Origin of the sequence: Fontibacillus phaseoli (assembly GCF_003337355.1) — a bacterium.
GTDB classification, from domain to species: Bacteria; Bacillota; Bacilli; order Paenibacillales; family Paenibacillaceae; genus Fontibacillus; species Fontibacillus phaseoli.
Map to the genome: position 1 here is coordinate 1,440,408 of NZ_QPJW01000001.1, position 22,153 is coordinate 1,462,560.

The 22,153-nt window shown below is 48.1% G+C and carries 26 protein-coding genes; 5 read left to right on the forward strand and 21 right to left on the reverse strand.

The window, feature by feature from the left end:
- The first annotated feature begins 17 nt into the window (after positions 1-17).
- Positions 18-890: a carbohydrate ABC transporter permease gene (locus tag DFP94_RS07100; protein ID WP_114495665.1), complete on the forward strand. Its 873-nt coding sequence runs from the start codon at positions 18-20 to the stop codon at positions 888-890.
- A gap of 107 nt (positions 891-997) precedes the next feature.
- On the opposite strand, the gene DFP94_RS07105 is transcribed toward DFP94_RS07100, so the two are convergent.
- The 4 genes from DFP94_RS07105 to DFP94_RS07120 all read right to left on the reverse strand — a co-directional run bounded on the left by DFP94_RS07105 (position 998) and on the right by DFP94_RS07120 (position 4,158).
- Complete coding sequence (locus tag DFP94_RS07105) at positions 998-1,537, reverse strand: DinB family protein (RefSeq protein WP_245954596.1); 540 nt, start codon at positions 1,535-1,537, stop codon at positions 998-1,000.
- A gap of 71 nt (positions 1,538-1,608) precedes the next feature.
- A complete protein-coding gene (locus tag DFP94_RS07110) occupies positions 1,609-2,784 on the reverse strand; it encodes an MFS transporter (protein WP_114495666.1) in 1,176 nt (391 codons plus the stop codon).
- Positions 2,785-2,948: 164 nt separating this feature from the next.
- Positions 2,949-3,251, reverse strand: coding sequence for an ArsR/SmtB family transcription factor (locus DFP94_RS07115; RefSeq protein ID WP_114495667.1), 303 nt, complete (start codon positions 3,249-3,251; stop codon positions 2,949-2,951).
- A 247-nt stretch (positions 3,252-3,498) separates the two neighbouring features.
- A complete protein-coding gene (locus DFP94_RS07120) occupies positions 3,499-4,158 on the reverse strand; it encodes a TetR/AcrR family transcriptional regulator (RefSeq protein ID WP_114495668.1) in 660 nt (219 codons plus the stop codon).
- Between the two features lie 391 nt (positions 4,159-4,549).
- Between DFP94_RS07120 and DFP94_RS25930 the strand changes: the two genes are divergently transcribed.
- From DFP94_RS25930 to DFP94_RS07135, 3 genes are all read left to right on the forward strand, one after another.
- A complete protein-coding gene (locus tag DFP94_RS25930) occupies positions 4,550-4,792 on the forward strand; it encodes a hypothetical protein (RefSeq protein ID WP_245954538.1) in 243 nt (80 codons plus the stop codon).
- A gap of 144 nt (positions 4,793-4,936) precedes the next feature.
- Positions 4,937-5,884 (forward strand): ABC transporter ATP-binding protein, encoded by a 948-nt coding sequence (locus DFP94_RS07130; RefSeq protein ID WP_114495669.1) that lies wholly within the window; start codon positions 4,937-4,939, stop codon positions 5,882-5,884.
- Positions 5,859-6,569, forward strand: coding sequence for an ABC transporter permease (locus tag DFP94_RS07135; protein WP_114495670.1), 711 nt, complete (start codon positions 5,859-5,861; stop codon positions 6,567-6,569). The genes DFP94_RS07130 and DFP94_RS07135 overlap by 26 nt, the downstream gene beginning before the upstream one ends.
- Positions 6,570-6,952: 383 nt before the next feature.
- On the opposite strand, the gene DFP94_RS07140 is transcribed toward DFP94_RS07135, so the two are convergent.
- The 12 genes from DFP94_RS07140 to DFP94_RS25935 all read right to left on the reverse strand — a co-directional run bounded on the left by DFP94_RS07140 (position 6,953) and on the right by DFP94_RS25935 (position 16,692).
- The gene (locus DFP94_RS07140) at positions 6,953-7,570 is read right to left on the reverse strand and encodes a PepSY domain-containing protein (protein WP_181873039.1); all 618 of its coding nucleotides are present in this window, start codon (positions 7,568-7,570) and stop codon (positions 6,953-6,955) included.
- Positions 7,571-7,694: 124 nt separating this feature from the next.
- The gene (locus DFP94_RS07145) at positions 7,695-8,441 is read right to left on the reverse strand and encodes a PepSY domain-containing protein (protein WP_114495672.1); all 747 of its coding nucleotides are present in this window, start codon (positions 8,439-8,441) and stop codon (positions 7,695-7,697) included.
- Positions 8,442-8,501: 60 nt separating this feature from the next.
- Positions 8,502-9,869 (reverse strand): sensor histidine kinase, encoded by a 1,368-nt coding sequence (locus tag DFP94_RS07150; RefSeq protein WP_114495673.1) that lies wholly within the window; start codon positions 9,867-9,869, stop codon positions 8,502-8,504.
- Positions 9,866-10,576, reverse strand: a complete 711-nt coding sequence (locus DFP94_RS07155; protein ID WP_114495674.1) for a response regulator transcription factor — start codon at positions 10,574-10,576, stop codon at positions 9,866-9,868. Before DFP94_RS07155 ends, DFP94_RS07150 begins: the two co-directional genes overlap by 4 nt.
- Positions 10,577-10,747: 171 nt before the next feature.
- A complete protein-coding gene (locus DFP94_RS07160) occupies positions 10,748-12,580 on the reverse strand; it encodes a UbiD family decarboxylase (protein WP_114495675.1) in 1,833 nt (610 codons plus the stop codon).
- Positions 12,581-12,704: 124 nt separating this feature from the next.
- Positions 12,705-13,115, reverse strand: coding sequence for a VOC family protein (locus DFP94_RS07165; RefSeq protein ID WP_114495676.1), 411 nt, complete (start codon positions 13,113-13,115; stop codon positions 12,705-12,707).
- Between the two features lie 170 nt (positions 13,116-13,285).
- Entirely contained in the window at positions 13,286-13,510 is a 225-nt protein-coding gene (locus tag DFP94_RS25430) for a hypothetical protein (RefSeq protein WP_114495677.1), read from the reverse strand.
- A gap of 43 nt (positions 13,511-13,553) precedes the next feature.
- Entirely contained in the window at positions 13,554-14,276 is a 723-nt protein-coding gene (locus DFP94_RS07175; RefSeq protein WP_114495678.1) for a YebC/PmpR family DNA-binding transcriptional regulator, read from the reverse strand.
- 301 nt (positions 14,277-14,577) lie between these two features.
- A complete protein-coding gene (locus DFP94_RS07180; RefSeq protein ID WP_114495679.1) occupies positions 14,578-15,087 on the reverse strand; it encodes a GNAT family N-acetyltransferase in 510 nt (169 codons plus the stop codon).
- Positions 15,084-15,737: an HD domain-containing protein gene (locus DFP94_RS07185; RefSeq protein ID WP_114495680.1), complete on the reverse strand. Its 654-nt coding sequence runs from the start codon at positions 15,735-15,737 to the stop codon at positions 15,084-15,086. The genes DFP94_RS07180 and DFP94_RS07185 overlap by 4 nt, the downstream gene beginning before the upstream one ends.
- Positions 15,730-16,239, reverse strand: coding sequence for a DUF4362 domain-containing protein (locus tag DFP94_RS07190; protein WP_114495681.1), 510 nt, complete (start codon positions 16,237-16,239; stop codon positions 15,730-15,732). Before DFP94_RS07190 ends, DFP94_RS07185 begins: the two co-directional genes overlap by 8 nt.
- 30 nt (positions 16,240-16,269) lie before the next feature.
- Positions 16,270-16,692 (reverse strand): zinc ribbon domain-containing protein, encoded by a 423-nt coding sequence (locus tag DFP94_RS25935; protein WP_245954540.1) that lies wholly within the window; start codon positions 16,690-16,692, stop codon positions 16,270-16,272.
- A gap of 198 nt (positions 16,693-16,890) precedes the next feature.
- On the opposite strand from DFP94_RS25935, the gene DFP94_RS07200 reads away from it, so the two are divergent.
- Positions 16,891-17,607: a YwiC-like family protein gene (locus DFP94_RS07200; RefSeq protein ID WP_114495682.1), complete on the forward strand. Its 717-nt coding sequence runs from the start codon at positions 16,891-16,893 to the stop codon at positions 17,605-17,607.
- 112 nt (positions 17,608-17,719) lie between these two features.
- Here DFP94_RS07200 and DFP94_RS07205 read toward each other — a convergent pair whose 3' ends face one another.
- The 5 genes from DFP94_RS07205 to DFP94_RS07225 form a co-directional block, all read right to left on the reverse strand.
- Positions 17,720-18,133 (reverse strand): hemerythrin domain-containing protein, encoded by a 414-nt coding sequence (locus tag DFP94_RS07205; RefSeq protein ID WP_245954542.1) that lies wholly within the window; start codon positions 18,131-18,133, stop codon positions 17,720-17,722.
- A gap of 26 nt (positions 18,134-18,159) precedes the next feature.
- The gene (moaA, locus tag DFP94_RS07210) at positions 18,160-19,182 is read right to left on the reverse strand and encodes a GTP 3',8-cyclase MoaA (protein ID WP_425459234.1); all 1,023 of its coding nucleotides are present in this window, start codon (positions 19,180-19,182) and stop codon (positions 18,160-18,162) included.
- A 66-nt stretch (positions 19,183-19,248) separates the two neighbouring features.
- The gene (locus tag DFP94_RS07215; protein WP_114495683.1) at positions 19,249-20,757 is read right to left on the reverse strand and encodes a nitrate/nitrite transporter; all 1,509 of its coding nucleotides are present in this window, start codon (positions 20,755-20,757) and stop codon (positions 19,249-19,251) included.
- Positions 20,758-20,944: 187 nt separating this feature from the next.
- On the reverse strand, positions 20,945-21,460 hold the full coding sequence (locus DFP94_RS07220; RefSeq protein ID WP_114495684.1) for a hemerythrin domain-containing protein: 516 nt from the start codon (positions 21,458-21,460) through the stop codon (positions 20,945-20,947).
- A gap of 21 nt (positions 21,461-21,481) precedes the next feature.
- Complete coding sequence (locus DFP94_RS07225; protein ID WP_114495685.1) at positions 21,482-22,129, reverse strand: response regulator; 648 nt, start codon at positions 22,127-22,129, stop codon at positions 21,482-21,484.
- Positions 22,130-22,153: the final 24 nt, after the last annotated feature.

Consider the following 22,153-nt stretch of genomic DNA (forward strand, 5'->3'; position numbering starts at 1 on the left):
ATTAGGGGTGTACATTTATGCAGCCAACCATTTCTGCGGAACGCAGCGTACGGCGCGTGAAATTCAGACGGTTGAACTTCGGCAAGGCATTTATATACCTTATTCTGACCGCATGGGCCATGACTACGATCTATCCTTTATTCTGGATCGTGAACAACTCCTTCAAGGTATCCAGAGACGTTATGAACAATTCGTTCGGCATCGCCTGGAATCCGGTTTTGATTAACTATGACAATGCCTTTGAACGAATTAGCATCAGCAAAAGCTATGTCAACAGCTTGATCATGTCCGGAAGCACGGTGTTGCTGGTGCTGGTTTTTGGGGGTTTGGCCGCCTATGTTTTGTCGAGATTTACATTCCGGGGAAAAAAGGCAATTTTCTCGCTACTGTACGCAACCCTGCTCATCCCGGCATTCGCCACGGTCGTCCCTGTGTACGAGCTGCTGATCAAAACCGATCTGGTAAATACGTATTGGGGGCTGATAATGCCCCACACGGCAGGCAATCTGACCTTCGCGATCCTGGTCATGGCAGGTTATATGGCGACGATCCCGAAAGAATTGGAAGATGCGGCCTTCGTGGACGGCGCCAACCGCTTCCAAATGTTTCTCAAAGTATTTTTGCCGATATCAAGGCCGGTCTTTGCCTCGGCCAGCATCTTCGTCTTTTTATGGTCGTATAACGACCTGTTCTCGGCGTTAATCTTCGTTAATAAAGAAACCGTCCGCCCGATCGTCGCTTTGCTCAATGAGATCAGCTCGCAATACGGCACCGATTTCGGTCTGATGGCGACCGCCGTTTCCCTCACCGTCATCCCTGTCCTGATCGTCTACCTGTTCATCTCCAAGTACATTCAAAAAGGGTTGACCGAAGGCGCCGTTAAAGGATGAGCCATGCAGGGGATCGATCGGAAACTCTTATACAATCACGCCATAAGAAAAAGCACCGGACGTTCCGTCAATGTATGACGCTCCGGTGCCTTACGGATTAACCAAGATTAAAGCTGACTATTCAGTTGATTGTATATCGTAAAAATCTGACCGCGGTGATTAGCCTCATGTTCGATCAAATGATACACGACCCATTCCGGGGTAACGTCATATGCGGGTAGGACCCGGGGGCGTCGCCATTCTTCGAGGCTCATGCCCCGGAAATTCGCCTTAAAGGTTTCACGAACCTGATCCAGACGGGCAAAATGAGATATCGCATCCTCCCCTTCCACCGAGGACAACCCGTCGCTTTCATCTCGGCACTCGGCCGGAAACAGCGCCTTAATGGCCGGATCCCAGGGAGAACAGAGCACTTCTTCGTAAAGCCAGTCGGCCTCAATGAGAGCAATATGATATAACAGAGAGCCTATGGAGCTTTTACCTTCCGGTTTGAAGTCCAGCATCTCTTGGCTAATATCGGCCAGTTTGGTCTTAATCGTTCTTCTGACATCATCCATTCCCCACAGCCAACGGCCAATTTCCGGCTCGAAATCAGGCAAAGGAGAAATGATGTTGGATTTGCGTTCATGTACCGTAATTACGGACACCTCCAAATAAGTATAATGGCATTTTCTCCTGCAATTTTAACACATTTATCATTCGTAGGTAGCCCCCTCATTCAGGATTTAACCGCCTCGCCCGCTTTAGCGGCTGAAGTGTGAATAGCCAGAATAAGTGCGGCTATAACGGCAATGGCCACGCCACCGGCTCCAATCCAGGTGATGGAGGACAGGGATACATGCTCGACGGCGATTCCGCCGAGTCCCGCTCCTGCAGCCATAGACAGTTGCATCATCGACTGGTTTAAACCCAGCAGTACTCCTGAGGATTCCTGCTCTAACGTTGTCATATGGAACTGTTGCGTCGGTCCGGAGGACCATGCAGCAAAAGACCACAGAATTAATATGGCGGCAACACCGGCCAGTGTCCCCGTAACCATAGACAGCATAATCAGCATGAGAATATGCAGAAGCATCCCGCTAACCAGCGTAACCGTGACTCCCCAGCGGTCCGTACTGAATCCGCCGAGTTTGGATCCTACGAGACTGGCGATGCCGAAGGCCAGTAGCAGGGCGCTAAGCAAATGATCCGGTATCTCCGAGACCTTCAGGAGATAAGGCGATAAGTAGGTGTATGCCACCGAGTAACCGCCCAGCCAAAAAAAGGTGATGGATAATCCCAATGCAACGTTACGTTTTTTGAGCAGGGAAAGCTGCTGGCGCAAAGGAACCGGCTTATCCCCTTCCGTTCGGGGAATCGAGAAATACAGGACGATTAACCCAACAACGCCCAGGAACGCGATGCCTCCGAATACGGCCTTCCATCCGAAGGCGCCGGCAACCATTCTTCCCAACGGAACGCCAATAATCAAAGAGGCCGTAAATCCCATAACCACAGTAGCGATTGCACTGGCCTGCCTTCCTGGAGGAGCGATCTTTGCCGCAATATTGAGCGCGGTCACGACCACCATGCCCGCTCCGAGCGCCATGATCACTCTAGCCGCTACAAACAGTCCGTATCCCGGCAATGTATAAGACAATAAGTTGCCGATGATGAAGATGCCTAGCGCGTAAAGAATCAGTCTGCGCCGGTCCATGCGGGCGGTCAACGCCATCAGAATCGGCGTACCGATCGCATATACCAGCGAAAAGATGGTTATGAGTTGACCTGCAGCGGCTAGAGTAATGCCTAAATCCCCTGCGATTTTATCCAATATCCCGGAAATAATATACTCGGATGTACCGACTAAAAAACTGACGATAGCCAGTATGTATATTCTCCATGCCTTGTTCATTTCTCTCCACCCCGTAGATGCAAATTTGCTATGAATAATGCCATCTATATAAAGACACTTTGGTATATGTCGATATGTTTAATTAACAAATCTATATATCGCAAAATATCGAATTGTATTTCATTTAAGTAACCTGAATTCTTGGCAAGAACCCAGGTTAGGTGCTAAATTTCCTGCTTGAAATAATCAGCAATTTGAGAGATGGCTTCTTCATCCCTTTGGTAGTAAGTGAATTTACCGATCCGCTTCGTCTTGATCAAGCCGGCCCGTTGCAGCATGGTCAAATACTGTGAGGCCGTGGATTGGGTCATATTCAGCTTGTTCGTGATCTGACTGACACATACCCCTGTTTCGTTCATATCAATCCCTTCATGGGGCATAAAATGGCGATCCGGTTCTTTAAGCCATTGCAATATTTGCAGCCTTGACTCATTCGACAATGCTTTAAAAATTTCGATTGGTTTCATAGATATTATTATATCGATGATTTCCGATATGTCAATTCAAGCGAAAAACCGATCTGACTTTACTTTTGCATAACGGGGTCCCGCCAACATTTTAACTAAAATATACGCTAAGCCTTCGGACGTGGCCGACTTAGCGCTTTTTCTCAGCTATTATTTATACTTCCGCTTGCAGATCCGCACGAGTTGCCTTGACGTAAAGCACGTTCGCTTAATCGATCACCGGTTTTCTCGTTAAGCAAAATCGCGATCAGGATGATGGTTGATTTTCGTTTTGACCGGTACGTGGTGCATAAGCGCAAAGAAAGACGCGTACGCCTTCAGTGATGATACGTTTGGTTTGATCCTCCTCTAATGTCCCGGTTTTTCTCGGTTGATTAAATACCAATAAAAACGTTAATGCTGCGAAGTGCTTTGCAGCCATTTTAGGATCGAGCACTTCGAGCAATCCGTTTTGTCCAAACTCTGTAAACCTCCTGATAATCCCCTCTTCAGTTGCGTTATCCAGCCTTTCAAAAAACGAGTCTGGCAGGTTGGCGGCTTCCACCATAACCAGACGGATCAAAGCAATGTAATCGGACGAACCGTTCGCAGAAGCTACGATTTGTTCGCAAAATAAGATGAGCGCCTGCTCCAGATCCTCGAATTCCCAGAGGTGGTCTGAAATCCCTTGCTCAATCATGCCCAGAACCGCCGAACTGGATTCTTCCACAACGGCAAGCAGTAGGTTCTGTTTGTCGCCATAATAATCATAAACTGTCCGTTTGGAAACTCCCGCTTTAGCTGCGACCGCATCGACGCTGGAACGATCAAACCCATCTGAAAGAAACAGGTCTCGTGCCGCCGCAATAATTTTAGCTCGTTTGTCTGAAGAGCCTTTGCGGATTTTCTTGTTTTCCGTATTATCCATTCTCGCGTTTCCCCCTTATAGGTATACAATCAGAAATCGATTAGAGTCCTGCTTTACAAATTACACTGCACGGTGTAGTGTAACAAATGTAGCATATCAAATCAATGATCAAGGAGGAGTCTATCCATGAATACCATGCCGTCTTTTGTTGATGTTCTCATTGTCGGGGCCGGACCCACAGGGATATAAGGTTGCCTCTCGCGCCAAAGGAATCCAGCCTCGCTCGCTTTAAGTCGTCGATGATTTGGAGGCCGTTCACTACATTATTGACACAGGTGTTGTGGACTTGCCTGTTCGTTATTATACCGCAGATGGCAGGAGTGTGGACAAGCCGGCTATTACCGTTGCAGCCAGCGCCGAACTTGAGACCCCCTATCGTGGCGATGTACGATTGGAAGGGTTAGATCGTGACCATATCCATATCTGGACATCTTCGGAGGGGATGGTCGGGGTGACACCGCTGCCGAAATCCGAAATTTGGCAACTGCAGGCTACAATTCCGGCAGACATCGAAGAACCAGAGCAGCCGTCGCCAGAGGCGTATCAAGCCATGTTTGACCGTCACGCCGGGGCTGGATGTGTATCGGCTTACGGATGCTTCCTGGCTGTCCATCTACCGGGTCAACGTCCGTAGGGTTGAATGGCTGGACGCTTTTGGCTTTTGCAAACTGCATCGATTTTTGGAAAAACCGGCGGCGATCTTTTACAACATCTCAGGTGACCACCGGCACTTTTAATGAACTGAGTTTAAATTGATGATACGGGAAGGACTGTTTCTATGGAAGAAATTATTCGAACCATTAACCTGACAAAGCAATACGGAAATAAAGTCATTGTAGATCACGTTTCGATTTCCGTTAAAAAAGGAGAAATTTATGGTTTCCTGGGGTTGAATGGCGCAGGGAAAACGACAACCATTCGAGCTCTTCTCGGAATGAGTAAGCCTTCTTCCGGAGAAGTGTATTTGTTTGGTCAGCGCTGGGCGAATGGGAATCCCGATTTGTCGAGACGAGTAGGTTATATGGTGGAAGTTCCTTATGCCTACCCTAACTTTACGGTTAGGGAAAACTTGAGTTTGATGGCCAGGTTGCGAGGATTACCGGTTCCGAGGGCAGTTGACGAAATGATGGAGCAATTGAATTTGACCCAATATGCGGATAGTAAGGCAAGAGATTTGTCACTTGGTAACGCGCAGAAACTTGGATTGGCCAAAGCGTTAATTCATAAGCCGGATGTTCTGATTCTTGATGAGCCAACTAATGCACTTGATCCAGCCGGAATTGTCGAGATAAGGGAAATGCTGAAAGCTCTAGCTTCTCAACATGGGGTTACCGTGTTTATATCGAGCCATATCCTTGAGGAAATGTCCAAATTGGCTTCTCGAATCGGCATTATTCACAAAGGTGTATTGCTTGAAGAACTGACAACAAAAGACTTTGAAACCATCCGCCGAAAGCAGTTGATGATCGGAACGAAGGATGCTCGGAAGGCTCAAGCTATTCTTTCAGACTCCGGGTATGCGGTGCATTCGACTTCGAATAACTGCTTTGCACTACCGGATGATCATGCCGTGAAGCATCCCGAACATATTGCGAGATTGCTTGCTCATCATGAAGTGCCGCTCACCATGCTTAAAATTGAAGAAGAGAATTTGGAACATTATTTTCTCAAAGTAATCGGAGTTGAGGAGGGAAAACTGAATGAGACCATTGTTGACAGCCTGTAGCGTTGAAGTTTACAAATTGCGTCGATCCTTTGTTTTATGGGGCACGCTTCTATTTATATTGTTTGTCATCACGTTGTTCTTGGGACAGCCCGATTGGCCTTCTTTTTTTGAACGGACCGCGTTTTTGTATGCATCCGTGTTTGGGCTGCTGGGGTTTGGATTGGTGACAAGCTGGACATTTGGCCGTGAGTATTCTGATCGGACGCTCAAGGATTTGCTCGTTCTGCCTATATCGCGCGGTAAAATAGCGATTGCCAAATATGTCGCAATTATTTTCTGGTGTTTTGTAATGATGTTGATCAGCTTTGCTTATGCCCTAGTGATTGGTTTTGCTATTGGACTTCCTGGCTTTTCGTTTGCGATTGTACAACATTATTTGTTCCTAATACTTATCATTGGCGCTCTCCACCTATTATTAAGTGCCCCTCTTGCCCTATTGGCCTGTATATCGCGCGGTTACCTGGTGCCGATCGGCTTTGCTTTTACAACTTTGATGCTGGCATTGGTATTCGGGCCTACTGCCATTGGCACGTATCTGCCCTGGTCTGTACCTGCTTTGCATTTGAAGGAAAACGGCGTCGCATCCTTTCCCTTGGCAGGTATCAGTTATTTTCTGGTGTTTTTAATAGGACTGGCCGGCTTCATTGGGACGGTCAAATGGTTGCAAAACAGGGAGCAACGATAATTTACTAGGAAATACTTCTGCATAGAAATACATTTGGAAGAAGATGATGCACGCTCAATGTGGCTTCTAACTCTTTGAATCGCTTCATAATTTTCCACTGGACTAAATTTCTCATATTGATGCTTGATTCCACTGCTCAACAATTCAATATAATAATCGATAAAATCAGTGTGGCGCATCCGTTCAAACCGAAACGTATACGGCTAGACTCAAACTCCAGTAATACTAAGTGGAGATAAGTTTACACTTTTTCAGCTTAAAGGAATAAATAACGACACAAAAAAGAAGAAGACCTTAGATGGGTTTATTCCCGTACAAGGGATCCCCGCCCATCTTAAGATCTTCTTTCATTACGAAAAAATTGCCTTGCTTAGTTAATAGGATTAATCCCTATCATCAAAATCCTGGTCCACCGAATACACTTTGCCTGTAGTAGCATCAATCTCGACATCGGCTTCGCCTTGCGCGGTCTTCAGCTCCACTTCATACTTGTAACGACCGTCATCGTAATCAAGTTCGACCTTTACGACCTTCCCCCCTGTAACTTGCTTAACCGCTATGGCGGAAGCTTGATCGGATGTAATTTTTACCTTGTCAGGCACCGTTGTGTTCGATTCCTTGAAGAAATCATCATCGTCATCGTCTTTTTCCTTATCCTTGACTCCCAAAATTTCCCCCGTCACGGCGTCCACAAGTACATCCACATCTCCATTTGTCTGATCAATCTCAACTTCGTAATATACCTTGCCGGCTTTGCGCTCGAGTTCCACATCCTTGACGCGCCCTGCTTCTGTTTTTAATGCCGCGGCTTTTGCCTGTTCAATCGTAATATAGGATTTTCCCGCCGGCTGAACCGCAGTTTTGGAAGAAGCAGCCGAGCCCGTCCCGTTTTGGATAGCGCCGGTACTTTCGCCCGTGACATTGCCGCTCGCCGCTACCGTAGTAGCCCCTATCAGCAGCATGATGGATGCTGCACCTACCCACAAATTTCGTTTCCTCATCACAAAATGCCTCCTTCGAAAGTCTGTCTTGCGTTGTCCGCACATTTAGATTACCTCGCCCGAATGAGAAGTCGGAAAGAGAAACATTAGAATTTGCTGAGAACATGATAGATAAGCTTATTCTTCAATCTTTATCGGGTTCATCCTCATCCCAGGTCACCGTCCGGATCACGCCCGAAATTGCGTTAATCTCCACCGTTGCTTCCCGGCCGTCGACAAGATCGATTTCCACTAAATAATATGGCGTGCCGCTGTCCACGCCGCGGAGTTCCACATCGTCCACTTCCCCGGGAATTTCGGCTAAGGCAAGCTTGGAGGCTTCGCTTTCCGTTAGCAGCTTATCCTGCGGCCCTTTTCCTTGTTGTGAGGATGAAACAATTCGGGAACTCAGTATTTCTGCCGTATAAGGGTCAAGGGTCATTTCCAGGGGACCGTCGTTCTGCTGACGAACAACCGCATGGTATACTTGCTTCCCAGCCTGATCGATAAGCTCCAACTTAACAATTTCCCCCCCTTTAGTGCTAGATTGCAAACCCGCCTTCACCTGCTCACGGCTTAGCAGCGATTTTGGTTCCGTATCCCCCTTATTTTCTACTTGCGTAATTGAAATGACTTTTCCTGAATCCGCGTCGACATCCACCTGATACAATCCCGATTCAGAGCGAAGCCGCAGCTTATATTGACCGTCTTCAGAAACGGATTGTTCAATTTTACCGGGATATTGATCAAGGACCGTTTGCTCGGCATCCTGTGCGGTAATCGCCGGTTCCCCGCTCTCCCAAGGCCGCCATATCATCAACATGGCAAACGCTGCAATCACCAGAATCCCTGCAAACCAGAATCTAAGTCTCATCTGTGAAAACATTGCCATCACCTTTCATCATTCCCGTCCACCCCAGTATATCCGGTAAAAATGAGAATTTCATGAGAATCATTCACCATTTTGCTTTTTCCGAAAAATAAGGGAGGCGGTCGTCCCCTGATCCACGATGCTGTCAAGCTGAATTCTTACGTCGATAGCCTCTGCGATATCTTTTGCCAGTGCAAGCCCCAATCCATAGCCGCCCTCGCCGGACCCTCTTGTTCTTGCAGGATCCAGCCGATAGAAGCGGTCGAATACCTTGTCCAGCTCATCCTTAGGTATGCCGATCCCCTGGTCCTCAACCGTAATCCAATGCGCTTGCTCGTCTCCGCCTACGCGCACGGTAATCACTGCTTCACTGTATTTTCGCGCATTGTCGAGCAAGATGAACAAAAGCTGTTTCAGCTTGCTTGCATCCGTAGTTTGCCAAAAGGAGCCTTCCGCGAAGAAGGTTATCTCACGGTGATAGGCATTGCGAAAAGAACGAACCGATTCCTCGGCCACCCGGGCCAGATCAAATGATTCCAGCTTGATGCTCCAACCTTCCGGCCGCCGGGCCAACATGAGGAGTTGTTCCGTCATCTCGCGCATGCGGACGGTTTCCGATAGAATGGCTTCAACCGCCTCGTCAAAGAGATCCGGACGTTCCTTTCCGCGCCGCTCCAGCAAACTTGCATAGCTCTCGATCACCGTTAGCGGCGTCTTCAGTTCATGGGATGCGTCCGAAACGAACCGCTCTTGACGTTCAAAATTAGACTCCAGCTTGCCGATCATCTCGTTAAAAGTCTCTTCCATTTCCCTCAGTTCGTCTTTGGAAGCTCCGCTTTGGCTAAGCCGCTTGAACCGTCCGCTCGACATAATTTCCTTCATCGTGCCGATCATTGAAGTGATCGGCTTCATCATTCGCTCCGCTAAAATCCGGCTCGACAAGACCGCGGGAATCAAGGCGATAAAGGTTACCACGACAAGCACCGTTCGAAGCGCGTAGAGACTGTTTTCCGTATTATTTATACTTTCCATGACCTGGACGTTGACGACTTTCCCGTCGGTCCAAATCACCGGCACCGAGACCCAGACATAACTTGTCTGTCCGACTTCAATGCGTTTGGTCTGCCGCTCTTCCTCGAAGGCATACTCAAGCTTGCTGAGCTGCTGCTCCGTAGAGGTCGTTACCGGCGGCGTGCTGGTACCGTCTTCCTTTACGACCCGCAACATCCCATCCAGCGGAGCGTACGCCCTTAAGAGATCGTCCGGCGGAATTAAGCCCGCCGATTGCCGCACGCCCTTAACGATCGATTCCGCTCCCGCTTCGACCCGCTTGATCTCGTTGCCGACGGACATTCGCGCGAACAAAATATAAACCGATAAATTCACCGTGATCAGCAGCACGGCGAATAAAACGGAAGTATAAAAATGTATTTTGCTTCTCAGCTTCATGACTGCTCCTTCAGAACATATCCTACCCCGCGTACGGTATGAATCAGTTCCCGAGCTCTGTCATGATTAATCTTTTTACGGACATACCGGATATATACATCCACAATATTGGTATCCCCGTAATAATCGTAACCCCATACCCCCTGTAAGATCTGCTCCCTGCTTAATACCTGGCGTTGATGCTTAAGCAGAAACACCAGTAGATCGTATTCACGCGGGGTCAGTTCCACCGGATCGCCGTCGCGAAGAACTTCCCGCGTTTGCTCGTTCAGCCTCAGTCCGGCGAAGCTTATCCAATCCCCTTCCGGCAAAGCTTCCGCTGACGGAGTATTTGCGACTGTATTATGCAAACGTAAGGCGGCCCGGATCCTGGCCAACAGCTCCTCGATCCGGAACGGCTTTGTCACATAATCGTTGGCCCCGAGATCAAGGCCGGATACTTTATCTTCGACCGAGCTTTTAGCCGTAAGTAAAATGACGGGGATACGCTCGTCCAACTGGCGTATGCGGCGGAGCACTTCAATTCCGCTCATCTCCGGGAGCATAATATCAAGCATAATCAGATCCCAATGGCCGCTGCGATACGCATCGATACCATCCGTCCCGTTCTTGGCTTTACCAACGCCATAACCTTCCGCTTCCAATTCTATTTCAAGCAGCCGTGCGATTTTTTCTTCATCTTCAATGATCAATATCGCTTCTTTCATTCGTTACCCTCCGCTGTTAAGTGCTACCTCATTTTAATATTATACTAAACCGGCTACTCTAAGCAGCGGTTTCTTGAAACGGCGAGATTTTCCGGCCACAAACAAAAAAACGCCCCTTCTCGAGGCGTTTCTCCTTAAATGATCTGTGATTTCTATTAAACAAATGCATATTCATAGCTTGATCCCGCTCAAGCTGCCCCCCTGGGCAAACAAACGGTCGATCTTCCGCTCCACGGAGTGATCCGGAATTAGCGGCGGAGCTTGGTGCGGCTTGGATCTAGCGTCGATGATGACGTTATCGCAGCCCCAGTGCTTGTCCTTATAATAACTGTTTACCCCATGCATATCATGGGATGGATTGCTGCGGGTAAAAGTAACCCACAGGAAATTCCGCAAAGTCTCGCTCAAGAAGGAACTGTCGTCACATACGATGATCATCGGACAAGAATCCAGCGATCCCTTTTCCTGCACGGCCAGGCTGAAGGCTTCCATTTCCTGCTGCGCTTGTTGATAGTTCTCGAATTGCGGTCCTTGCAACGCCACGATGCCAGGCATAATCAGCCGGGGATTTTCAAATCCGCGGATTCCCTGCAGAACTTCCGGAACGTCCCGGCACAATTCTCTTTTCTTATCCCCATAGGCCGCAAACACGACCTTGCTGCCGCTGTTCAATCCGGTGCCGGAATAGTCGAGCGTGTCGATGGTCGTTTGGGTCTGAAAATGAATATCCCGATGCAAGTCCATTCGCTCCAGAATGTAAGTTAAAAAATCGTCCTCGCGATGGGTGTCCAGCGGGATGCTCTCCTCGGCCGTAATGAACAAATACTTCGCCAGACTTAGTTGTCCGGTTCCAAGAATCCGGTTCGCGATCGTGAGCAGCTCCGCCGGGCGTTTGACCTGCTGATACGGCGTATAGCGTTCGCTTCCGATCGCGAACAGCAGCGGATGCACGCCGGCGGCATCGACCGCGTGCACCTCTTTGACGCCGGGAATTTCCTGCCGGACGGCATCGCCCGTCAGCTCATGGATGAGCTCGCCGAAGGCGGTATCCTCTTGTGGAGGCCGGCCGACTACGGTAAACGGCCAGATCGCGTTCGGTCTGGCGTACACTTTATGTACCCGCATTACCGGAAACTGATGGGCCAGGCTGTAATATCCCAAATGGTCACCGAAGGGACCTTCCGGCTTGGTCTCGCCGGGATGGATTTCGCCGGTAATGACAAAATCAGCTTCATTGCTGACGCAGAACCCGTCGAGATAACTGTAGCGAAAACGGCGTCCGCTCAACATCCCGGCGACCGTCAGTTCGCTGAGGCCTTCCGGCAGCGGCATCACCGCGGATAACGTATGCGCTGGCGGTCCACCGACAAAACAGCTTACCTTCAGCGGAACTCCTTTTTTATTCGCCTTATGCTGATGAATGCCGATGCCGCGGTGGATCTGATAGTGGACTCCGATTTCACGATCCTGCTCATAGGAGTTCCCGCTGAGTTGGATCCGGTACATGCCCAAATTGGAGTTCATGATCCCCGGCTTGTCCGGATCTTCCGTATAAACCTGGGGAAGCGTGATAAAAGCTCCACCGTCCATCGGCCAGTGATGAATTAACGGAAGGTCGGAGATACTGATTTCTTGCGCCGCGACCGGACGGCTCCCGAGTTGCTTCATCGGCAGCGCCTTTAAGGCCGCCCAACCGGTACCCACGCTCTTCAATGGATTTTTAAGCGCAGACAGAGGATTGTTGCGCAAAGCGATAATATTTTGCGTGTTGTTCCAGGTTTTACGGAAAATGAATTTGCTCCGCTCCACCGTGCCGAACAAATTCGAGACCGCGCGAAACTTGGAGCCTTTGACGCGTTCGAATAACAAAGCGGGCCCCCCAGCCTCATAAACTCTGAGATGGATCGCCGCCATTTCAAGATAAGGGTCTACCTCTTCATGAATCCGGATCAGATGTCCGTGTTTTTCGAGATCGAGGATGCATTCTTCCATATTGCGATACATTCGGGATTAACTCCATTCTATTGACATATGCTGATACCCTGATTTTATAAGCAAGTAATATTAGCATAATCTAGTTTCCCGAACGTATCAACCGCGGTTCAATTGAATTTTGCGGAAAATTTCCTTACTGCAAAGTCGCCGGATCCATATACATGACTTCCCACAAATGCCCGTCGAGATCCTGGAAACTCCAACTATACATAAATCCGTGATCCACCGGATCATTATATTTAGACCCACCGGCCGCCAAGGCCCGGTTTACGATTTCATCCACCTGTTCTCTGCTGCTGGCGGCAAAGGCCAGAATAACTTCTGTATGACTGGTCGAATCCGCAATTTCCTTCTCGGTAAACGTTTTGAAGTAGGGTTCGGTTAACAGCATCGCAAAAATATGCTCGCTGATAACTAAGCAAGCCGCTTGCTCATTCGTAAACTGGGGATTGAATTCAAAGCCGATTTGCTTAAAAAAAACCATGGTTTTGTCCAAATTTTTGACCGGTAAATTGACAAAAATCTGATTCAATTGAACTGCCATTCGGATATCACCTCATCGAAATATTTTTGATTTTCAGGAACAAAGGTTCGTAGATATCCTACCACGAAATCCGAAATTTGGGAAATAAAAATTTCAGATATCTCTAACAGGAATGCGGACCTTCCTTCATATTGAAGTGAGGTCCGCACGTATAGGCAGGTCATTTCCATTTACTTTTTTTGATTTCCATCGCGTTGTTGGGCAATGGCTTCGATGAACCGGCTGCCGAAGTCGTATGGGACTGTACCGGGAGTAGCCGCAATGACCCGGGGACCGCCCAGCTCTTCGTTTAAATCGGCAATCGCTACCGTGGCGCTCTCTTTGACGAACGCCATCGCCATGACTATCCCGATGCTGGAGGTACCTCCGGTAATAGAGATAAAAAAAAGCCGCATTTTAGCGGCTTTTTTTCAACATGTAATACATAGTTGAAGTAATTTATTCCTCTTCAAATTCTACGTTATGATACACCTGCTGAACATCTTCAAGATCCTCCAGCGCGTCTACCAGCTTTTCGAATTGCGGTATCGAGTCTTCCGGAAGAGAAATATAGTTTTGGGCGAGCATCGTTAATTCGGCTACGGTGAATTCCGTAATCCCGGCTTGTTTGAAAGCTTCCTGAACTTCATGGAACTGATCCGGCTCAGCGTAAACGATGACCGTCTCGTCTTCTTCCACGATGTCGCGGACTTCCACGTCGGCTTCCATCATAAGCTCGAACACTTCGTCCAGGCTTTTATCGGCAACGCCGAATACAGCAGTCGCATCAAACATATAAGCAACGGATCCGCTGACGCCCATGTTTCCCCCGCTCTTGTTAAATGCGGAGCGTACGGCCGATGCGGTACGATTGACGTTGTTCGTTAGAGTATCCACGATAACCATCGAACCGTTAGGACCGAATCCCTCATATCTCAGTTCCTCGTAAGTTTCTTCCGCGCTGCCCTTAGCCTTGTCCAACGCGCGGTCGATGATCGCTTTGGGTACGTTATATGTTTTAGCACGTTCAAGCACGACTTTCAAAGCCCGGTTCGATTCGGGATCGGGCTCGCCTTTTTTGGCCGCCACATAAATCTCTACGCCGAACTTCGCATAGATCCGGCTAGTATTTGCATCTTTCGAAGCTTTCTTCTCTTTGATATTGTTCCATTTACGACCCATGGTGTACCTGCTTTCTTTATAAAATTTACGTTTTCTATTATAACACCTAATTAGTGGATGAAAAAACTACGGATTTATGTCGTTTCCATAGAAAAGCGACCAGGTTTCGGATGACCCTGCCGCTTCAATCCATTGGGTTACTCACTCGGCCAGCTTCTCCCGGTTTGCTTCTACTTCATTCCGATTTGTAAATTTGACGATCGCGCGGTGCCGATAACAGAAGCTTGGCGCGTTCCATTTGATGTGTTCTGTAATCAAGGGGTCGGCGTTTAAATGACAGATCTTACTTGCTCGGGTTCCGTTACATGCTTTTGCTATACAAATACGTCCATTTCTCGCGATTTCTTTGATTTATGTACTGCTTCTCGCAAGTCATCCCGATTTTTTCGGCAACCCGTCTCGAGGCATGGTGCTCCAGCGGCATGTTGGCGCAAATACGCCGCATATCCAGAGTACTAAATCCGTATTCCAGGCAAGCGGCGGCGGCTTCCGTACCCAAATCCCGGCCCCAATAAGAAGAGGAGATAATATATCCGAGATCATTCTCCAACTGCGAATCCAGTTCCACTCTCATAAATCCGATATCACCAACGAGTTTTCCGGATTCCTTCAGGACCATTCCCCATCGGCCGAATCCTAAAGTACTATAAGCCTCTATATTCTTTTGAAGCCAGGATGACGTTTGTTCTTTTGTAAAAGGGGCCGGCCAGAACGACATCGTGTCTGCGTCTCCCAGAATACAGTGCAGCTCTTCCAAGTCATCGGCTGAATGCTGCCGGATCCATAGCCGGTTTGTCTCCATAATAATCATCTAGTATCGCCCCCCTCTTCCATCAAGTCCCATTCTTTGTAAAACTGATTCAAATAAGACTCCATGAATGCATGACGCTCCTCGGCCAACTCCCTTGCATAATCCGTATTCAAAAGACCTTTGAGCTTCAATAGCTTCTCATAAAAATGATAGATCGCCGATTTCTCGCTAGATCTGTAATCGGCGTCGCTGAAATCTTTTCCCGGCTGATGCATCGGCCGCCCCGTCGCCCCCGAATAGATGAAGGTTCTAGCAATGCCTATGGCGCCCATGGCATCCAGACGGTCCGCATCCTGTACTACTTTCCCTTCGATGGTGTCCATCGGCGGATTTTTACCTCCGTTATAAGACATGGTGGAAATGATGAGCATGACATGATCCATCAACCGCCGCTCGGCTCCGTGACTCATGAGCCACGAACAAACCTTTTCCAATCCGGCCTCTTTAGTATCGTTCAACTTCTCATCGGCGATATCATGAAGAAGGGCCGACAATTCACATACTAAAAGATCGGCTTGTTCCTGCTTGGCAATGGCAACCGCCAGGTTTCTTACCCGTTCGATATGCCACCAGTCGTGTCCGCTCGGCTCAAATTCCAATTCATTTTTAACGAAGCTTACGGCCGCTTCAATAATGCTATGGTTATTCATTTTTTTCTTCCGTCTCCTCTACGAACAACAAAAAATATTCTTTCTTTTCCGGATAGCTATTGGGTGCGTCGCCCGTACAGGATGACAAATAGTACTCCGTCCCGTTGCGTTCCCCCAGGGAATCGGTTCTCTCGCCGATCGTGGAGCAGATCGCGGTGCTGATTCCGCGGTTGCCTCCGCCGTATTCGTCCCAGCTGTTATCATAGCTATAAGAGATCTCTTTCCCGTTATAATCAAGGTCGACATAAATCGGATCGCCTTCATCCGTATACCGGGCAAGTGTAATCTTGCCAGCCATTTTCTTTTTAAAATTATCTACAAATTGTTTTATGACCTCCACATTATACATTCCTGACGGTCCCGCTACCACAAAACCCCGGTTTGCCGCTTCGCTGGAATTCAGCTTCGGATGAGACGAGGCTGGCGATGATTTGCCCGGAACCGGGCTGCAAGAGGTCAGCAAAATAACTATGGTCACCACGAACCACCGATGTTTTTTCATGACAAGCACCTCCCTCCTCGGTTTGTTCCCTTATCCCCCGCCAAAAAGAATATCCATGATCGTGCCCGCTCTGCCCGCTTTTATGCCATGCAAAATATCAGGATCGTAAACTTCCACGGAACCACAAGTGGTGCATGACACAAATAGGTAATGGCGGTGTTGAATATCCAGCAGCTTGCTTAATCCTATCCCGGTCATGGCCACTTCCCGGACCTTGCATTCGGTTTCTCCGCACTTCGAACACTTGAACCGGTTTTCTATCATTTGTTCGACGGACAGATCATTGAGTGAATCATCGTTGTACATAACGAAGTTCATAGTGTCCTCGCCGTCATCTTCATAGCTTACGGTTTCAAAATCTTTTCCCGAAACTTCGTAGAGTTTGCGGTGACATTCCGGGCATCGGCCATGTTTGATTTCGATCTCCCGATTGCACCATGGACATTCCAGCATATTCCAAATCGCTCCTTGCCGAAACCGATAAACCCGGCCTTAGATATCACATATCCTAAGCCGGGTCGCTGGTGGTATTTTATTTATACCTAATTATAAACAAATAGGATAGAAGTGACCACCGTCACCTGTTCAACCGCTTCTAAGCGGTAAAATTAAAGGTGTACGTTGATATGGTGAAAGCGAGGATTTTCCCCCATGAAAAAAGGTTACATTCCCAACCAGCACGGCGCATGGGCCATGCTGCTTATCCCGTTTTTGTTCGGCATGTTCGCGGCTAAGCCGGTGTTGCTGCATGGAGTGCTATTTCTGGGCTGGTTGCTGGTATATTTGTTTTCTTTTCCTTTTCTGCAATGGGTGCGGACCAAGAAATTGCAGGTGTATGGAAAACCCATGCTGTTCTATGGTGTTTTGCTGATACCGGTTGCCGTAAGCCTGCTGGTTATGGCCCCGGAATTATGGAAGTGGATTCCTATGTTTTTCCCGCTTTTTGCAGTTAACTGCTATTACGCCAAACGTAAACGCGAACGCGCTTTTGCGAACGATCTTGCCGCGGTCATTCAGTTCAGCCTGATCCTGTTTGTGTCTTATCATATCGGCGGCGGCGATAACTGGAGAATGGCTGCAGAGCTGTTCATCCTCAGCATCCTTTACTTCACGGGTACCATTTTTTATGTAAAAACGATTATCCGGGAAAAAAACAATGCGGTATTTTTCCGTTTCTCCATTGGTTATCATCTGGCTTCGCTCGTGATTGCAGCCCTTCTGTTCCCCCCGGGAATCCTGATTCCGCTGCTGATCTTGCTTGTCCGGGCGATCTGGATTCCAAAAACCAAAACAACCGTCAAACAAAGCGGCATGATGGAAATTGCCTTCTCTGTCCTGGTGGCCGGCACGGCTTTGGCCCTATTCTAATCTCACGATCCGCGACCTGAGTTGAATAATGTTGCTAGTAAAAAGGTTCCTATCCCGGCATTCGTAATGCCGCATAGGAACCTTAATAATTATATCTACTTTTGCCGGTGATTTAAAAAAGCAAGCTTTCTTCATCCCGGCTATGAATTTCATTCACGACAATCAGAGCATGAAGCATTCTGAGCACTTCCTGACTTAAACCTTCACTTTGACGCAGTTTATGAATATCCGCAACAATAATTCGGAGCAGGTCGTGATCCCGGGTCAGCTTTGTAATGGTTTCCTGCATTTCAGGCTTACCGGTCGCAATCTCCCGATAGAACCCTTCCTCTTCCGCATCGGCATGACTAATGATCCGGTTTTCCCAATATAGAAGCAAGTCATCCGCCGCAGTGTTTGCCATCTCGAATTCGCCGCCCTTAAATAGTTCAAGAACCTCTTCCGTCTTGGATATTGCACCCGCAAGTCCGCCGCTATGAATTGCTTTGTGGGCATGTAATTGCCGCAGGGAAGGTCCAACAGCCATCGTCATCTTCCTTTCTTTAAACGGGATCAACCGCCTATATAGGACATCCCGATTTTGCTTCTATGCTTCGCCGAATACTCGGTCCGTTCATCGGAATACCGGTCGGTTCTCAGCTCCCACACCTTCATAATTGCTTCCAGCAGCTCTTCGTTTGACGCTCCTGCGCGCAACATCGATCGCAAATCAAAACCCTCCGTTGCAAAAAGACAAGTAAACAGCTTGCCTTCCGAAGACAGTCTGGCACGTGTACAGGTTGAGCAGAACGATTCGGACACCGAGGTTATAAAGCCAAGCTTGGCGGTGCTTTGATCATAACGGTAGTATTTGGCCACTTCGCCGTAATAAGATTGTTCAACGGGAGTAAGTTCGTATTTTTGGCCGATGGTTTGCATCATTTCCGCTTTTGTCGTTACTTTCTTATAACTCCAGGCGTTGTCCGTGCCGACATCCATAAATTCGATCATGCGAAGCGTAATCTTCCGGTCTTTAAAATACTCTGCCATAGGAATGATCTCCCGGTCGTTCATTCCTTTTTGGACAACCATATTTACCTTGACTTCATATCCGATCCGATTCGCCTCATCGATATTCTCAAGGATCCGCGAAGGATGAATCCCTCTTCCGTTCATCGTTCCGAACAGTTCGGGATCAAGTGCATCCAGGCTAATATTCAGCCGTCTTAAACCCGCTTCATACAGTTCGCTTGCGTACCGATGAAGCAGTAAGCCGTTTGTCGTCAATGCCAAATCTTCCACCCCGTCGATCGAGGCGATTTTCTTGACAAGCTCTTTCAGATCACTTCGCAACAGCGGTTCTCCGCCGGTCAGCCTAATCTTTTTGACGCCCAGGGAAACGAACAGTTCAACCAGCCGGCTGATCTCTTCATAGGATAAGAGCTCATTTTTAGGTAAAAAAGCATAATCGTCCCCAAAAATCTCCTTCGGCATGCAATAGATGCAGCGGAAATTACACCGATCCGTTACGGAGATCCGCAGATCGCGCAAAGGTCTTTGCAGCGTGTCATGTACTCTGGTCTTTGACGTCATCATGTCTATTATCCTTTCGCTAGCGTGATCCCAAATTCAAACCGCTCCAATTAGGGCTTACTGTAAGTATTAACCACTTTTTCTCTGATCGTTCGTCAGCTCCGAAAAAGCCCCCACGTAACTGATGTCTTCACCGGTCGTCTCATCTTTAATCGCGCTGATATTCAACCATTGCAGATAGACATCGCCATTTTTGCGCCGGTTCCAAATCTCGCCCTGCCACATTCCGTTTTCTTTGATGCTATTCCACATCACTTCATAAAAATCGGCCGACTGTTTTTCCGCTCGTAGAATATTCGGCTTTTTGCCGAGCGCCTCCTCTTCCGTAAAGCCCGTCAATGCCGTGAAGGCCGGATTGACCGCCGTGATCGTTCCCTTCTGATCCGTGACCAAAATGCCCTGTGCGGTACGGTTGAACACTTCCGAGGAGATACTCAGCTTATTTTGATAGACCATCCAAATGACCAGGATCAAGCTCGCCAAGGCAACCTGGGAAAGCAGCATGAAACCGATCGAATATTGTCCCGTGATCGAGTGAATCAAAGAAAGCATTAATGGAGGGAAAAATCCGCCTAGGCCGCCCATCATCGATACGATCCCGTTAACGATCCCCGCTTGCTTATTAAAATATTGCGGCACCAGTTTGAAAATGACACCATTGCCGATGCCGGCGCTGACAGCGATGGCCAAACATCCTACCGTGTACAGCGCAATGGTCGGAGAAAACGCCAACACGATGGCGGAAACGGTAAACAAAGAAAATACGCCGACTAACAAATACAAGGAGTTAAACCGGTCCGCCAGCCAGCCGCCGACAGGGCGCAAAAAGGTGGCAAGCGCAATGAACCCGGCAGTTCTGATGCCCGCATCCACTTTGCTAAGATCAAAGTTTGTGACAAGGAAGTTAGGTAGATACACCGTGAATGCCACAAAAGAACCGAAAGTAATAAAATATAGCAACGAAAAAAGCCAAAGCTTTTCATTTTTATAAACACCTTTGATTTGCTCGATCATGGAGGTTTTTACTTTTTGTTCTTTCCGGTCGCCGAATAAAAAGTTTAATGCCGCAAACACGAGCAGCAGGACCAGGTAGAATTTAACGGTAGTCGCCCACCCGAATTGGTTGGCAATCAGCGGAGCCGAGAACGTGGTAACCGCGGTTCCCATGTTGCCCAGACCATATACTCCGTTAACCAGACCATGCCGTTCCTTAGGGTAATATTTCGGCAAAGAGGTAACGCCGACCGAAAATACGGCCCCGCCGATCCCGAGGAACAATCCGCCGATGATCAAATCTGTAGAAGAATTCGCTTCACTTATATAATATACAGGAAACAACAGTAAAACAAAGCTGATTAAAAAGACCAGACGTGCGCCTATGATGTTTGCGAAATAACCCAGCGGAATTCGTAGCACGGAGCCAAGTACAACCGGGATCGCCGTAATAATTGCGGTTTGACTTGCGGGAATGTTAATGTCTTCTCTCATAAATGGAAGTAAAGAAGAAATAATGACCCAGACTGCAAAGCCGACGATGAGATTCAGTGTTTGTAATGGTAATTGGACTTTTTTAATCAAACAGCATCACCTTTTCCAAGTTTATGAATGAACCAATTCAAGATTCCCCACCCGTATTGTAACGCAGACATTCCCCGTATCCTCATAGGGAACTCCCCTAATCAGGTTCGCGAAATCCCTATAGTCACAAAAAAGCCCCAAATCAATGTTGCTGATTTGGGGCTTTTTCATCAGGCATTTCCCTGCCTCAAAGTATTAAGGTGTGCAACTCCTCGTACAACCGCTCTTGCTCCGCTTGCTTCAAAACCTGCGCCGTCATAGGGAATAGCACCGATTCTTCCTTCACGAAATGAACTGTCAGGATCTCGAATGCCTCACCCGCATCGCGTGACATATCCTTCATCTCCTGCATCGAAAAATTTCCGTCAGAATGATGAAGAAAGTGATCAATGTAGGCGACAATTTCTTCATGTTCATTTTCAATCGACACAAGCGGGCCTTGATCATGCCCGATGTACTGCCCTAACAGCGGGAAGAAAAAGGCCTCTTCCTTCTTCGTATGTTGCTCCAATGGTGCCTTGAACTCGGCCAAAAGCTGACGTAAGCGTACGAATTCCTGCCCTGCCTGGTCCGTAGTGTACCGGTCATTTTGAAGATTCAGCACAATGGAATGCCATTGACTCATTAGGTGAGACAAGTAGCCATGCTCATTTTCAAGGATACGCATGGCAGGCAACGGGGTCCTAAACTTGGTGTTCTCCATGTTCTTATGCGACCTCTTTCGTTAAAAATCAAGCAGCTTCTTTTTCAATGCATATTCTACCAGCTCAGGCCGGGTCTTTAAGTTCAACTTATCCATCAATTTGGCTTTATGAGCTTCGACGGTCTTCACGGAGATATGAAGCATCTCCGCGATCTCTTTGTTTCCGTACCCTTTGGCTACTAGCGGCAATATTTCTATTTCACGTGTCGACAAAAGCTGATACGGATTGCTTTCATCGACCCGCTGATCTTTATTAATAAATTCCCGGACGAGCGATGTCGCGATTTGGGGGTGGATATAAATCCCGCCTTGATGCACCATCCGGATGGCCGACACCAGCTGTTCGTCCGGCGAATTTTTCAGAACATAGCCCCTGGCGCCGTTCTTTAACACATGAAACAGATACTCTTCATCATCGTACATCGTAAGAATCAAGATCTTGGTATCCGGGAAATCTTCGTTAATTTTAGCGGTTGCAATGAGTCCACTCTCACCGGGAGGCATGCTAAGATCCATCAGAAGGATATCCGGCCTATGCTTTGAAACCATTTTATAAGCTTCAATCCCGTCAGCCGCAGTCGCTACGACTTCCATATCGTCCTGAAAGTTAATGATCATGGCAAAACCGCTTCGCACTACCGCATGATCATCCGCGATCACAATCTTCACTCACAATCCCCCCGTCTGTTGGAT